Annotated in this window: 13 protein-coding genes; 6 read left to right on the top strand and 7 right to left on the bottom strand. The window is 72.6% G+C overall.

Going from position 1 to position 12,786, the window contains the following annotated elements; genetic code table 11:
- Positions 1-41: 41 nt before the first annotated feature.
- The 3 genes from ACFV9D_RS25495 to ACFV9D_RS25485 all read right to left on the bottom strand — a co-directional run bounded on the left by ACFV9D_RS25495 (position 42) and on the right by ACFV9D_RS25485 (position 3,507).
- Positions 42-1,145 (bottom strand): PP2C family protein-serine/threonine phosphatase, encoded by a 1,104-nt coding sequence (locus tag ACFV9D_RS25495; RefSeq protein WP_385150563.1) that lies wholly within the window; start codon positions 1,143-1,145, stop codon positions 42-44.
- 65 nt (positions 1,146-1,210) lie between these two features.
- On the bottom strand, positions 1,211-2,911 hold the full coding sequence (locus ACFV9D_RS25490; RefSeq protein ID WP_385150560.1) for an MFS transporter: 1,701 nt from the start codon (positions 2,909-2,911) through the stop codon (positions 1,211-1,213).
- Positions 2,908-3,507 carry a TetR/AcrR family transcriptional regulator gene (locus ACFV9D_RS25485; protein WP_385150558.1) on the bottom strand — a complete coding sequence of 200 codons (600 nt, stop codon included), beginning with the start codon at positions 3,505-3,507 and terminating at the stop codon, positions 2,908-2,910. Before ACFV9D_RS25485 ends, ACFV9D_RS25490 begins: the two co-directional genes overlap by 4 nt.
- A 297-nt stretch (positions 3,508-3,804) precedes the next feature.
- On the opposite strand from ACFV9D_RS25485, the gene ACFV9D_RS25480 reads away from it, so the two are divergent.
- A complete protein-coding gene (locus tag ACFV9D_RS25480) occupies positions 3,805-4,389 on the top strand; it encodes a TMEM165/GDT1 family protein (protein WP_385150555.1) in 585 nt (194 codons plus the stop codon).
- A gap of 41 nt (positions 4,390-4,430) precedes the next feature.
- Here the strand turns inward: ACFV9D_RS25480 and ACFV9D_RS25475 are convergent, their stop codons facing one another.
- Positions 4,431-5,615, bottom strand: coding sequence for a DUF6924 domain-containing protein (locus tag ACFV9D_RS25475; protein WP_385150552.1), 1,185 nt, complete (start codon positions 5,613-5,615; stop codon positions 4,431-4,433).
- A gap of 99 nt (positions 5,616-5,714) precedes the next feature.
- On the opposite strand from ACFV9D_RS25475, the gene ACFV9D_RS25470 reads away from it, so the two are divergent.
- Together ACFV9D_RS25470 and ACFV9D_RS25465 are read left to right on the top strand one after the other, a co-directional pair.
- Positions 5,715-6,332 (top strand): TetR family transcriptional regulator, encoded by a 618-nt coding sequence (locus tag ACFV9D_RS25470; protein WP_385150549.1) that lies wholly within the window; start codon positions 5,715-5,717, stop codon positions 6,330-6,332.
- Positions 6,316-7,971, top strand: coding sequence for an acyl-CoA dehydrogenase family protein (locus ACFV9D_RS25465; protein WP_385150546.1), 1,656 nt, complete (start codon positions 6,316-6,318; stop codon positions 7,969-7,971). Before ACFV9D_RS25470 ends, ACFV9D_RS25465 begins: the two co-directional genes overlap by 17 nt.
- 124 nt (positions 7,972-8,095) lie before the next feature.
- On the opposite strand, the gene ACFV9D_RS25460 is transcribed toward ACFV9D_RS25465, so the two are convergent.
- Positions 8,096-8,437, bottom strand: coding sequence for a DUF5713 family protein (locus tag ACFV9D_RS25460; protein ID WP_385150543.1), 342 nt, complete (start codon positions 8,435-8,437; stop codon positions 8,096-8,098).
- Between the two features lie 297 nt (positions 8,438-8,734).
- Between ACFV9D_RS25460 and ACFV9D_RS25455 the strand changes: the two genes are divergently transcribed.
- Positions 8,735-9,436 (top strand): SDR family oxidoreductase, encoded by a 702-nt coding sequence (locus ACFV9D_RS25455; RefSeq protein ID WP_385150540.1) that lies wholly within the window; start codon positions 8,735-8,737, stop codon positions 9,434-9,436.
- An 89-nt stretch (positions 9,437-9,525) separates the two neighbouring features.
- Positions 9,526-10,830: a M20 family metallopeptidase gene (locus ACFV9D_RS25450; protein WP_385150537.1), complete on the top strand. Its 1,305-nt coding sequence runs from the start codon at positions 9,526-9,528 to the stop codon at positions 10,828-10,830.
- Here ACFV9D_RS25450 and ACFV9D_RS25445 read toward each other — a convergent pair.
- Positions 10,827-11,732, bottom strand: a complete 906-nt coding sequence (locus tag ACFV9D_RS25445) for a DMT family transporter (protein ID WP_385150534.1) — start codon at positions 11,730-11,732, stop codon at positions 10,827-10,829. The two genes, ACFV9D_RS25450 and ACFV9D_RS25445, sit on opposite strands and share 4 nt — an antisense overlap.
- Before the next feature lie 134 nt (positions 11,733-11,866).
- Between ACFV9D_RS25445 and ACFV9D_RS25440 the strand changes: the two genes are divergently transcribed.
- On the top strand, positions 11,867-12,184 hold the full coding sequence (locus tag ACFV9D_RS25440; protein WP_385150531.1) for a cupin: 318 nt from the start codon (positions 11,867-11,869) through the stop codon (positions 12,182-12,184).
- 3 nt (positions 12,185-12,187) lie between these two features.
- Here ACFV9D_RS25440 and ACFV9D_RS25435 read toward each other — a convergent pair whose 3' ends face one another.
- Positions 12,188-12,703 (bottom strand): tetratricopeptide repeat protein, encoded by a 516-nt coding sequence (locus ACFV9D_RS25435; RefSeq protein WP_385150684.1) that lies wholly within the window; start codon positions 12,701-12,703, stop codon positions 12,188-12,190.
- Between the last annotated feature and the right edge of the window lie 83 nt (positions 12,704-12,786).

Here is a 12,786-nt window from a genome sequence, read left to right as displayed (position 1 = left end):
CGGATCAGCTGGATCAGCCCGGCACGATCCACAAGACACCCCTAGGGCCGCCGTACGACGAGGACCGCCGCCACGTCGTCGTCGAGGCCGCCCGTGCCGTAGGCGGCGAGGTCCTGGTGGAGCAGGGCGGGGAGCCGTTCGCCCGGCTCCGCCACCCAGCGGGACATCCGCTCCTCCAGCGGGTAGAAGGTGCCGGCGCGGTCGCGGGTCTCGCTCACTCCGTCGGTGAAGAGCAGCAGCCGGTCCCCCGGCCCGAAGGGGACCTCCTCCACCCGGTGGTGGGCGTCGAGCAGGCCGGCCAGGTTGACCGGCAGGGACGGGTCGGTGAGGTCGACGGTCCGTACGCCGCTGCCGTGCTGGAGCAGTGGGGCGGGGTGACCGCAGCTGAGGAGCCGCGCGACGTTTCCGTCGTCGGGGATCTCGACGAGGACGACGGTGGCGAAGCGTTCGGCCGCGTCGGAGTCGGGGTCCCAGGCGCCGTAGCGTCCGAGGCCCTCCTCCAGCCGGTCGGCAAGGACGGGCAGGTCATGGGCGTCGTTGACGGCGGCGCGGAACGAACCGAGCAGGACCGAGGCGGTCTCCACGGCGCCGAGCCCCTTGCCCTGGACGTCGCCGAGCATCAGCCGTACGGCGCCCGGCACGCGGACGGCTTCGTAGAAGTCGCCGCCGATCCTGGCCTTGGCCGCGGCGGCGACGTACAGCAGGTGAAGGTCGACGGTACCGAGCCGCGGCGCGAGCGGGCGGAGCACGACCCGCTGGACGACCTCGGCGACGGCGGTGACCTCGCGCAGGTCCCGCTCGTACCGCTCGCGGGCCCGGCTCACCCAGACGGCGACCGCGGTCACCGCCGCCAGCGCCACCTCGTTGGCGACGATGTCGGGAACGAACGGCTCACCGGATCGCCACCCGAGCAGTCCGCCCACCACTATCGCGACCAGACCGATGAGGGCGGTGCCCCGGACGCTCCAGGTGACGGCGGCGAGGGCGGGCGCGGCGGCCAGAAGCCGGTCGTAGCGCTCTTCGTCGGCGGTGAGGACGTCGGCGAGCACCGTCAGGATCATGACCAGGACCGGCAGCGCCCGGCCGATGTTGATCTGGGTGCGCGGGCGGGACAAGGGACGGCCACGGCGATCACCTGAGGGCATTTCGTGATCGTACGCAGTGGGGGCGGCGGGAACGCGGCGCCGATCCCGGGCGTGTCCGCGGCAGGTCAGGGCGAGGGCGTGCGGTGAGGCTGGGTGCCGGGCACGGGAGCGGGCTCGCGGTCCGGCTCGGGCTGGGCTGGGGCTGGAGGCTCCAGCTCGGGCGCCTCCGGGGGTCTCGCTGGTGCGGCGCGCCCGGGCAGTCCGAGTGCGGCCGCGGCGCCGAGCGCAGCCACGGCGGCCAGGACCAGGAACGTGGTCCGCATCGCGGGGACGAAGCCGGCGGACGCGTCGAGCGTCATCAGCAGGGTCGCGGTGGCGACGCCGAGCGCCGGACCGATGTTCATGGCGGTCTGCTGGAGTCCGCCGGCGACCCCGGCTTCGGCCACCGGCGCCCGATGTACGACGACGGTGGTGGCGGTGGCCATGACCGTGCCGAACCCGGCGCCCAGGAGGGCGAAGCAGCCGCCGGTCTGGAGCGCTGTCGCGGATCCGTCGAGCCGGGAGAGCAGCAGCACGCCGAGGGCGAGCAGGGCCCCTCCCACGGCCGTCGTGCGGCGGGGGCCGAATCGGCGTTGCAGCAGGGCCGCGGTGGGTGCGCCGAGCACCATCAGGACGGCGAGGGGCAGCACCCACAGGGCGCTCGAGAGCGGGTCGAGCCCGCGGACGTCCTGGAGGAAGTACGTCGCCACGAACAGCGCGCCGAACAGAGCGGCCGACGCGGCCAGGAGCGTGAGGAGGCCCGCCACGACGGGCCGGGATCGCAGGAGGGCCGGCGGCAGGAGCGGTCGCGCGGTGCGCCTTTCGTGCCGGGCGAAGGCCGCTCCGGCCGCGACGGCGATGCCGAGGGCGAGGGTGGTCGCGATGCTCCAGCCGGATTCGGGTGCGCCGACGAGCACCTGGACGAGGCAGCCCAGGGTGACGGCGAGCAGACAGGCACCGGGCAGATCGAGCGGCGCCCGGGAGTCGGGTGCCCGTCCGGGCGTGCCCCGCCCGGGCACGGAGGAACCGTCCGGGGCCGGGCGCAACGCGTGGCCAGCCGGCACGGCAGGGCTCGGCGCGTCCTCACCCGGCGCCTTCGGGTGCGGTCCGTCACCGCCCGGCGTGTTCGGGCTCAGAGCCGCGATATCCCGCACGGCGTGTCGCTGCGCCGCACCGGTCGGCGCGGCCGGATGCGGCACGTCGCCATCGTGGTCCGGCGCGGCGTGGTCGGTCTGCCGCGCCGGGGTCATGAAGGCCAGGAAGCCGATCGCGAGGGCCGGGATCGCTGTGAGGACGAAGACGGACCGCCAGCCGTGGGCGGTGACGAGCGCGCCGCCGACGAGCGGGCCCGCCGCGGCGGCGAGGCCGATCGCGCTGGTGCGCAGGGCGATCGGCATGGCAAGCCGGTCGGGAGGGAAGGCGGCGCGCAGCATGCCCAGCGTGGCCGGCTGCAGAAGCGCCCCGCATACGCCCTGGAGCACGCGGAGACCGATGACCCACCCGATGCCGGGGGCGAGCGCGATGCCGGCCGAGGCGGCGGCGAAGCCGAGCGTTCCGAGCGCGAAGAGCCGCCGGTGGCCGTAGCGGTCGCCGAGCCTTCCCGCGAAGACGAGCAGGCTCGCGACGGCGACGAGGTACCCGGTGCTCGTCCACTGCACCTGTGCGAAGCTCGCGTCCAGGTCGTGCTGGAGAGCGGGCTGCGCCAGGGTGAGCACGGTGCCGTCGAGGGCGACGACGGCGGCGCCGACGACGCTGCAGGCGAGGGTCAGCTGCCGTTGCCGTATCACCGCGTACCTTCCGCCGGGCCGAGGTGGGCGTCGAGTGCGGCCCGGAGCAGCGGTTCCACGTCGTCCGTGCGGGCGGCGAGCTGGAGGCTGCCCCAGCCCCAGAGCTGGACGATGCCGTGCAGGTTGGCCCAGAGCGCGGCCGCCACCACCGCCGGTTCGGGGCCGGCCCCCGGGCGGGCGCGGGCGACGAGCCGGGCGAGGAGGTCGAACAGCGGCAGGCTGGTCTCCCGCAGCCCGAGCCGTCCGCTCTCGAGCAGGTCGTGACGGAACATCAGCTCGTACATGCCGCGACGGGTCAGCGCGAAGTCGAGGTAGACGCGGGCGACGGCGTCGAGTTCGGCGCGGGGGCCGTCGGGTCCTGCCGCGAGCGCGGCGGTGACGCGGTCGGCGAGCTCGGTGAAACCCTCCCGGGCAATGGCCGACAGCAGGTCGAGGTGGGTCGGGAAGTACCGGCGGGGCGCCCCGTGGGAAACCCCGGCACGCCGGGCGATCTCCCTCAGGGACAACGCCTGCGCGCCTTCCGCGTGCACCAGCTCGACCCCGGCGTCGATGAGTCGGCCGCGCAGCCCGGCCTCGGCCTCGGTCTCGTCAGTCATAGACACTGTCTACCAGGCTGCGTAGACACTGTCTACCAAGATCGAGGGAGTCCTCCGCTACACTGTTCGACAGCGAAGGGGAGTAGCCCTGCGAACCGGTCGTCGACACACTGGAACCCTTGGGTTCCCGGTGGCCGGGTCCACGCGGAAGCGCGGGCGGGCGAGACCTTCGGCCAGGCATTTTCCATGTCCGCATCCTGTGGGCGTGGTCCGTCATGCCGGGCCGAGTGGTTCTTCCCGTCGCCCACCGTGGTGCCGTGCGGATCCCGGGCCCGGACCGAGCAGAGAGCCCCCGGTATGCACCTCGACCCCTTGGCGATTCTCACCGCCTTCGGGCTGATCTTCCTCGCCGAGCTTCCCGACAAGACGATGTTCGCGTCCCTCGCGATGGGCACGCGCATGCGTCCGCTGTACGTCTGGTTCGGCACCTCGACCGCGTTCGTCGTGCACGTCGCCATCGCCGTGGGCGCCGGCAGCCTCCTCGGCCTGCTGCCCGACTGGATCGTCAAGCTCGTCTCGGCCCTGCTGTTCGGCTTCGGCGCGTTCATGCTGCTGCGCGGCGGGGACGACGACGCGGAGGACGAGGCGGGCGGCAGGACGGTGACCGGCTTCTGGCCGGTCTACTCGACCGCGTTCATGGCCGTCTTCATCAGCGAGTGGGGCGACCTGACGCAGATCACCACGGCCAACCTCGCCGCCACCAACGGCACCTGGTCGACGGCGATCGGCTCCGCCGCGGCCCTGATGAGCGTCTCCGCCCTCGCCCTGATCGCGGGCCGTTTCATCGCCAAGCGCGTCCCGCTGAAGACGGTCCAGCGCATCGGCGGCCTGTGCATGGCGGGCCTCGCGATCTGGTCGCTCACCGAGATCTTCGTCGGCTGACGCGACGATCCGCGCCCGGCCGTCGACGGCCGGGCGCGGCCTCACTCGAAGTTCCGGAAGACACCTTCCGGGTCGGCCTGCGCCTCTGCGGCGTAGTCCTCGAAACCCATGTTGCCGATGGACAGGTTGGCGTGGATGGAGTGGACTCCCGCCGGAACCGTACGGAAGCGGTCGCCGAACTCGGTCAGTCGGGCGTAGTCCTCGTCGTCCGCGCACTCCGCCCGCGTCAGAAGTGTCACCGCGAGAAGCGCCTGGGAAGCGCAGACCATCGTCGTCCGGTCGGCGAGGAACACCACGCTCAGCTCGTCGTCACGCGCGACCGCCGCCAGCACCTCGTCCGGGTCCGCGCCGGCCCAGGCGGGATCGTCGACCACGTGCGCGGAGAAGTCCACGTCCTCGGCCAGGGCGGCCCGCACCGCCTGCCACGCACTCTCGTCCTCGTAGTCGGTACGAACGACCAGGGCGTCGAAGTCCTCACCGCGGGTCACTGTCGGGCGGCGCCGCGGGGCCAGGACACGGGGCCGGGCGAAATCCGAGTTGTCGACGAGGGCGTCCATCCTCGGCAGAGGGTCGACCTCGCCGAGGTAGATGCGCTCCGCCACCAGATAGCGGTCGCGGTGAATCGCCTCCGCGTCCGAGCCCGCCCAGTTCTGGTCCCGCTCCGCGCCACGCCGTACCGAGAGCTCGGCGTCGACGTCGAGCCAGACGCGGTAGTCCCAGTAGCCGTCGATCTCCGGCCGGAAGGCGAAGACACCGTCCACGACGAGCACCGCGTCCGGGGCGAGCGGGGTCCGCTCCGCGGAGTGGTCGACCTGGGTGAGCGGGTCGATGCCGCACAGGGAGCAGGTGTCCGCCTCGGGCGACCGGGCGGGTTCCAGGAGGAGACGCCTGACCAGCTCGTAGTCGTACGCGTTTCGGTAGTAGCCCTCGCCGGACTCCCGGTCGTACAGATGCCGGTCCTTCCAGGGCTTCTTGAAGTCGTCGAGCGTGGCCCGGAGCACGGGCCGCCCGCTGCCCGCGATCCGTTCGGCCAGCTCGTGCCCGAAGCTCGTCTTGCCGGCCGCGGTGAAGCCGTCGATCCCGACGAGGAGGCGGCCGCGCCCGCGAGCCAGGATCGCCTGCGCGATCTCCTCCATCAGGGCGGCCCGTTCGGCTGAGGCCGTGGGAGGGACCGGCTGCTGCCAGGTCGAGGGCGAGTGATGGACGTCGGCTCGCTGCACAGTCATGGGCCGAACCTATCGACCGGGCCCGTGCGGGCGGACCGATGGGTGGCACCTCCGGCGCAGCCCCTTGTTGAAGCAATGAATCACTGCTTCACTTCTTCCATGCCCTACCGACGCACGCCAGCCGTCCAGGCCAGGCTCGACGACCGGCGTGCCACCGTCGTGGACGCCGCGCTCGGCCTCCTCGCCGAACACGGCTACGCCGGCTGCACGATGGCCGCTGTCGCCGCGCGCGCCGGGATCGCGACCGGCAGCGTCTACCGTCACTTCCCGAGCAAGGGCGAGCTGGCCGTCGAGCTGTTCCGCACGGTGGTCTCCCGCGAGGTGGCCGCGGTGTCCGAGGCGGCGCGCCGTCCCGAGCACACGGGGGCCGCCGAACGGGTCGTCGCCGTCATCGAGACCTTCGCCCAGCGCGCCCTGAAGTCCCCGCGCCTCGCGTACGCGCTGCTCGCCGAGCCCGTCGACCCGGCCGTGGACGCGGAACGGCTGGTCTTCCGCAGGGCGTTCCGCGATGTGTTCGCCGAGCGGATCGCCGAGGGGGTCCGGTCCGGACAGCTTCCGCCCCAGGACGCCTCGTTGACGGCGGCCGCGCTGGTCGGGGCGGGCGCGGAGGCGCTCGTCGGTCCGCTGGCGGAGGGCGCGGTGGGGCCCGAGACCGTACCCGCACTGGTCACCTTCACCCTCAGAGCCCTGGGAGTTCCCGATGCCGATCACGCATGAGGTCACCAACCAAGTCCCGCCGCTCGTCGGTTACGACGTGTCGGCCGACCCGGCCCTGCTGGAGAGCCTGCGCCGGGAGGGTGCCGGCTGGGCGGAGGCGGAGGTGCGCGAGCTGGGCGTGAAGGCCGGCGGCGAACAGGCACAGGAGTGGGGGCGGCTGGCCGAGCGGCACTCTCCGGTGCTGCACACGCACGACCGGTACGGCCACCGCGTCGACGAGGTCGAGTTCCATCCGTACTGGCACGAGCTGATGACCGTCGCCGTGCGGCACGGACTGCACGGGGCGCCGTGGCGCGACGAGCGGCCCGGGGCCCATGTCGCGCGGGCGACGAAGGTGTTCGTGTGGGGGCAGGCCGACCCCGGCCACCTGTGCCCGATCTCGATGACGTACGCGGCCGTGCCCGCCCTGCGCGCCCAGCCGGAGCTCGCCGAGGTGTACGAACCCCTCCTCACCTCCCCCGTCTACGACTTCGGGCTGCGCGAGCCGACGTCGAAGCGCGGGATCATCGCGGGGATGTCGATGACCGAGAAGCAGGGCGGCTCGGACGTGCGCGCGAACACGACGCGGGCGGTGCCGACGGGCGAGGACGGCTTCTACGCGCTGACCGGGCACAAGTGGTTCACCTCGGCACCGATGTCGGACGTGTTCCTCACCCTCGCGCAGGCTCCGGGCGGACTGTCCTGTTTCCTCGTCCCGCGTGTACTGCCCGACGGCACGCGCAACGCGATCCGGCTGCAGCGCCTGAAGGACAAGCTCGGCAACCGTTCCAACGCGTCCTCCGAGATCGAGTACGAGGGGGCGCTCGGCCGCCTGGTCGGCGAGGAGGGCCGGGGGGTCGCGACCATCATCCGGATGGTCAACATGACCCGGCTGGACTGTGCGGTGAGTTCGGCGTCCGGGATGCGCCAGGGTCTGGTGCAGGCCGTCCACCACGCCACGCACCGCAGTGCGTTCGGGGCCCGGCTGATCGACCAGCCACTGATGACCAACGTGCTGGCCGACCTGGCGGTGGAGGCGGAGGCGGCGACGATCGCGGGCCTGCGGCTCGCCGGCGCGGTGGACCGGGCGGCGGCGGGTGACACGGAGGAGGAGGAGCTGCGCCGGATCGGCCTCGCGGTCACCAAGTACTGGGTGTGCAAGCGGGCTCCCTCGCACGCCGCCGAGGCGTTGGAGTGCCTGGGCGGCAACGGCTACGTCGAGGACTCGGGCCTCCCCCGCCTCTATCGCGAGTCCCCGCTGCCCTCCATCTGGGAGGGCTCGGGCAATGTGGCCGCGCTCGACGTGTTGCGGGCGATGGGGCGTCAGCCGCAGGCGGTCGAGGCGTTCTTCGCGGAGATCGAGCGCGCTGCGGGCGCCGACCGCCGGCTGGACGCGGCGACGGCACGGCTCCGCAAGGACCTGGGCGATCTCGGCGACGCCGCCGCGGTCCAGTACCGCGCCCGCCGGCTGGTCGAGCACATGGCGCTGGTCCTGCAGGGCTCGCTGCTCGTCCGGCACGGCCATCCGGCGGTGGCGGACGCGTTCTGCGCGTCGCGGCTGGACAGCGACTGGGGCATCGCCTTCGGCACGCTGCCGCCCGGCCTGGATACGGCGGCCATCATCGAGCGCGGCACGCCGGGGGCGGCTGCGTCGTCCTGATCCGAAGCATCCCGCGACACGCGCGGGCCGGGGCGCCGCCCCGGTCCGCGCGGCCCCATTCCGTGCCCCGACGGTCCCCGGTCGTACGCCGACCCGTGCTCCGACCGTCCACGGCCGCGCGCCGTCACCACTCCCGGGCGGCGACCAGCTCCTCCGCGTCGGCGTCCGCGAATCCGTAGGCCGTGGCGATGAACCAGAAGTTCTCGGCGATCTCCTCGCGGGCGACGGTCTCGATCTCGCTCCCGGCCTCCTCGAAGTCCGCCTCCAGCGCGTTGAACTCCTCGGTGGCCACCTCCGTGAGCGCGTACAGCGCCGTCAGATCGGCCGGCCGCTCGGCCTCGATCCGCTCGCAGAGCCGCTGGAGGATCGCCTTCCCCTTGTCGACGACGCTGTCCGGGTAGTACCCGTCCTCGTACAGCGCGCGCAGAAAGGCGTACTCCGTCACCTGCTGGTTCGTGATGGACATGCGATCCCCTTGGCCACTCGGTCACCGACGCGTCCATCGTTCACCACGCCACTGACAACGGCCCGCGGTCAGAGCTCCCTCGGCCCGTAGAGCGCGGCGGGCGCACCCGTCGCGAGGGCCCAGATCCAGTTCGCGCCCGTCGCGATCGGCGAGGGCCAGTCCGACATCAGCGTGATCTCACTCATGGAGTCGATCATGCTTCGCTCCCTCCGCCACGACCTGCAACGTTTGAAAACCGAACTCACTCGGCTAGGGTGAATCCAGTTTTCCAACTCACTCAACTGAAGGCGGCACGCTGTGAACATCGACGGATCCATCGCCCTCGTCACCGGCGCCAACCGCGGTCTCGGCCGCGCGTTCACCGATGCGCTGCTCGCGCGCGGCGCCCGCACCGTCTACGCCGCCGCCCGCAACCCCGCGACGGTCGAGGTCACCGACCCCCGCCTGATCCCCATTCGGCTCGACATCACCGACCCCGAGCAGGTCGCCGCCGCGGCCGAGCGGTGTGGCGACACCACACTGCTCGTCAACAACGCGGGCATCCTGCGCGGCGGGGCCCTGCTCGCCGCGCCCGGTCTGGACGACGCACGCGCCGAGATGGAGACGAACCACTACGGCACCCTCGCCATGTGCCGCGCCTTCGCCCCGGTCCTCGGCCGGGGCGGGGGCGGCGCGCTCGTCAATGTGCTCTCCGTGCTGGCCTGGCACACCCTGCCGCAGGTCGGGTCGTACGGTGTGTCCAAGGCCGCGGCCTGGTCGATGACCCGGGCCGTCCGCGAGGAGCTGCGCGACCAGGGCACGCTGGTGGTCGCCACGCATGCCGCCTTCATCGACACGGAGATGTCCGCCCGGGTCACCCAGTCCAAGGTCAGCCCGGCCGAAGTGGCGCGGCAGACGCTGGACGCGGTCGAGACGGGCCGCGAGGAGGTGCTCGCCGACGAGATCACCCGTCAGGTGAAGGCGGGGCTCTCGGGCGAGCCCGCCCCCGCCGCCCGGTGATGACGGGGCCTCCGGCCCCGTTTCGGCGAGCGTGACGGGGACGGGGTGCGACCCTGGAGGGACGGCCCGACACTGACGAGGGGTGGCTCTTGAGCACCGATGCGATCCACGCGGAACTCGACCGGCGCGCCGACAAGGTGGCCGCCCGGGTCATCGCTTGGCGGCGGCATCTGCACCGGCACCCCGAGCTGTCCAACCGGGAGGTGGAGACGGCCCGCCTCGTCGCGGACCATCTGCGGTCCCTGGAACTGGACGAGGTCCGCACCGGGATCGCGGGGCACGGGGTCATCGGTGTCCTGCGCGGCGGCAGGGGCGGCGCCCCGGGCGGACGGGTGATGGCACTCCGGGCGGACACGGACGCACTGCCCGTCGAGGACCTGTGCGGCGAGGACTTCGCCTCGCGGGTGGTGGACGCCGACTATCCGGGCGGCCCGTTCCCCGTCTCGCACGCCTGCGGCCACGACTGCCACACCGCGATGCTCATGGGCGCCGCCACCGTGCTCTCCGGTGTGCGCGAACAGCTGCCGGGGACCGTGCTGTTCGTCTTCCAGCCCGCCGAGGAGGGACCGCCGGTCACCGAGAAGGGCGGGGCCAGGGCGATGCTCGACGAGGGCGCGTTCGACGATCCGGTACCCACGATGGCGTTCGGGATGCATGTCACGCCCTACCCCAAGGGGTACGTGGGGTACCGGGTCGGCAACCAGTACGGCGCCTCCACCCTGGTGAAGATCGTGATCACCGGCAAGCAGGTCCACGGCTCCACTCCCTGGCAGGGCATCGACCCGATGCCGGCCGTGGGTGCGGTCCTGACCGGCATCGGACAGCTCTACCGGCAGGTGTCCGCGTTCGACCCGATCACGGTCTCCATCGGGCACATCGAGGACGTCGGGCGCTTCAACATCATCGGTCAGACCGTCACCCTGTGGGGCACCGTCCGCTGCGCGGTCGAGTCGGACATGGCCGAGGTCCAGCGGCGGCTGACCACGCTGACCGAGCACACGGCGGCCGCGTACAACGCCACGGCGACGGTCGCGTACCTGCAGCCCGTTCCGCCCGTGCACAACAGCGCGGAGTGGGTCGCGGCCGGTCTGCCCACGATCCGCCGGGTGGTGGGCGAGGAGCGGACGGTCGAGACCGGGGCGACGCTCGGGTACGACGACGTGTCCGAGTTCGTGAACCGCTTCGGCGGCCTGTACGTGATGCTCGGCGTCCAGGACGCGTCGCTGGACGCGGAGGGTCACCCCGTCCCGTTGCCGGACGGGCGGGGCCTGGTCACGAACCACAATCCGCACTTCTACGCCGACGACGACACGCTCGTCACCGGCGTCCGCCTGCACGCGCACGTGGCGTACGACCACCTGGACGGCGCGCTGACGACCTGGCGCTCGACCTAGCGCTCGTCCGAGTGCTCGTCCTCGTGCTCTTCGGGCGTCCTGCGCAGGGCGCCGAGGTACACGCCGATCAGGATCAGCGGCGTTCCGATGAGCAGCGAGGCCGTGAGCGGTTCGTCGTCCAGCCACGCCGACACCATGATCGTGACGATGGGGATGACGACGAAGACGTACGCCGCCCGCGACGCGTCCCAGCGGTGCACCACGAACAGGAAGAGGACGAAGGTCAGCACGGAGCCGGCCACCACCAGATAGGCCAGCGCCCACCATGTCGCTGCGCGGTCGGGCAGCCGCCAGGTGTCGCCGGCGGCGAGCGAGCCGGCGAACAGCAGGACGGAGGCGGCCGTCATGCCCACCGCGTTCATCGTGACCGCGTGCACCTTCGGCAGCCGCCGCACGAGCACGGTGGCCTGCGCGAACGCCAGCATGCTGCCCAGGATCGCCAGCAGGGACAGCACGGGCACGCCGCCCTCCAGCGGTGCGTGCGAGATGACGGCGACCCCGGCCGTGGCGAAGACGGTGCCGACGGCGGCCATGAGCCGGAAGCGTTCGAGGCGTTGCGCGACCGCGAGCAGCAGGGTCGCGAGCGGGACCAGGGACAGGATGGTCTGGCCGAGTCCGGCGTGGATGCGGACCAGTGCGTAGTACGCGAGCGCGAAGGTCACACCGAAGTTGAGGATGCCGAAGAGGACGGCCCCGGCGAGCGCCCTGCCGCGCGGGAAATCCAGCCGGCGGACGGCCATCACCGCCAGCAGGAGCAGCGAGGCGGCCCCGAACCGCACGGCCGCGCCCCACAGCGGATCGAGTTCACGGTTGCTGAATCGGACGCCGACCGCGTTTCCGCCCGCGAGGACCGCGACGGCCAGGAACGCGGCGAGCGTCACGCGATCTGCGGCAGGCTGCACCGGCCCACCGTAGCCCGGCACGGCGGCGGCCGCGCCGGTGCTCGCGGTGACGCGCCGTACCGCCCCGAGTTGCGTACCGGGCGACACGCGCGAGGCTGGGACTCACCACCCGCGCACCCCCGCAGGGAGAGACGATGCATGATCTCGCGGCCCTCGCCGACGAACATCTGGCCAACGCGCGCACCGCCGCGCACGGCCGGAGCGCCCATGTGGTGGTCCATGACGGGGTGCTCCGGCAGAGCGTGATCGCGCTGGTGTCGGGTACGTCGCTCGACGAGCACAACGCGCCGCCGGCCGCGAGTCTGCAGGTGCTGCGGGGGCGGGTGAGGCTGACCGCGGCCGGTTGGTCCGAGGAGCTGTCGGCGGGAGGCCTCCAGATGATCCCGAAGGAGCGGCACGGGCTCACCGCCCTGGAGGACGCGGTCGTCCTGCTGACCGCCGTCAACGACTGAGGATCAGACCGTCTCGTTCAGATCCCCGGCGTAGTACTCGATGGCCTTCCGGTACCGCCGCACGGACGGGTCCTCGCTGGTGGCCGCGACCAGGCGCAGGAGCAGCTGCGCCGACTCGTGGTGCTCCCCGGTGTTGAACAGGGCCATCGCCAGGAAGGTGCGCAGCGCGCCGTCCTCCGGGAACTCCTCGACCCCGGCGCGCAGGGTGGCGACCGCCTCCTCGTACCGGCCGAGGATGCGGAAGGTGCTGCCGAGCCCGAGGAGCGCCCCCCTGCGGTCCACCTCCGAAAGCCCGGCACCGGGCTCCTTCAGGGCGCGCTCGTAGAAGGGCACGGCCTCGGCCTCCAGACCGAGGACGTCGTGGGCCCAGGCGGTCTGGTACGCCACCTCGGCGTCGTCGGGGTACCGCGCGGCCAGCTCCACCAGGCGCTCCCGCGCCTCTTCCTGACGGCCCTGCTCGCGCAGTCCGACCGCGTCCGCCAGCAGCGCGTCCCGCTCGTCCCGCTCGTCGTCGTTCATGCCGGCGTCCTCGTTCATGTCGGCATCCTCGCAGGTCGTCTCGGAGCGCGAGGCGGCGGCTGCCAGATGACGGAGCGCCATAC

Source organism: Streptomyces sp. NPDC059875, from assembly GCF_042731085.1.
GTDB lineage: Bacteria > Actinomycetota > Actinomycetes > Streptomycetales > Streptomycetaceae > Streptomyces.
The sequence above is the reverse complement of the archived record's forward strand: the minus strand, read 5'-3'. Positions and strand labels throughout refer to the sequence as shown.

What these genes read in the sequence shown, in the direction of transcription:
- ACFV9D_RS25495 (WP_385150563.1), bottom strand. Translation starts at nt 1,145, where the DNA reads ATGCCCTCAGGTGATCGCCGTGGCCGTCCCTTGTCCCGCCCGCGCACC.
- ACFV9D_RS25485 (WP_385150558.1), bottom strand. Translation starts at nt 3,507, where the DNA reads ATGACTGACGAGACCGAGGCCGAGGCCGGGCTGCGCGGCCGACTCATC.
- ACFV9D_RS25480 (WP_385150555.1), top strand. Translation starts at nt 3,805, where the DNA reads ATGCACCTCGACCCCTTGGCGATTCTCACCGCCTTCGGGCTGATCTTC.
- ACFV9D_RS25475 (WP_385150552.1), bottom strand. Translation starts at nt 5,615, where the DNA reads ATGACTGTGCAGCGAGCCGACGTCCATCACTCGCCCTCGACCTGGCAG.
- ACFV9D_RS25470 (WP_385150549.1), top strand. Translation starts at nt 5,715, where the DNA reads ATGCCCTACCGACGCACGCCAGCCGTCCAGGCCAGGCTCGACGACCGG.
- ACFV9D_RS25465 (WP_385150546.1), top strand. Translation starts at nt 6,316, where the DNA reads ATGCCGATCACGCATGAGGTCACCAACCAAGTCCCGCCGCTCGTCGGT.
- ACFV9D_RS25460 (WP_385150543.1), bottom strand. Translation starts at nt 8,437, where the DNA reads ATGTCCATCACGAACCAGCAGGTGACGGAGTACGCCTTTCTGCGCGCG.
- ACFV9D_RS25440 (WP_385150531.1), top strand. Translation starts at nt 11,867, where the DNA reads ATGCATGATCTCGCGGCCCTCGCCGACGAACATCTGGCCAACGCGCGC.
- ACFV9D_RS25435 (WP_385150684.1), bottom strand. Translation starts at nt 12,703, where the DNA reads ATGAACGACGACGAGCGGGACGAGCGGGACGCGCTGCTGGCGGACGCG.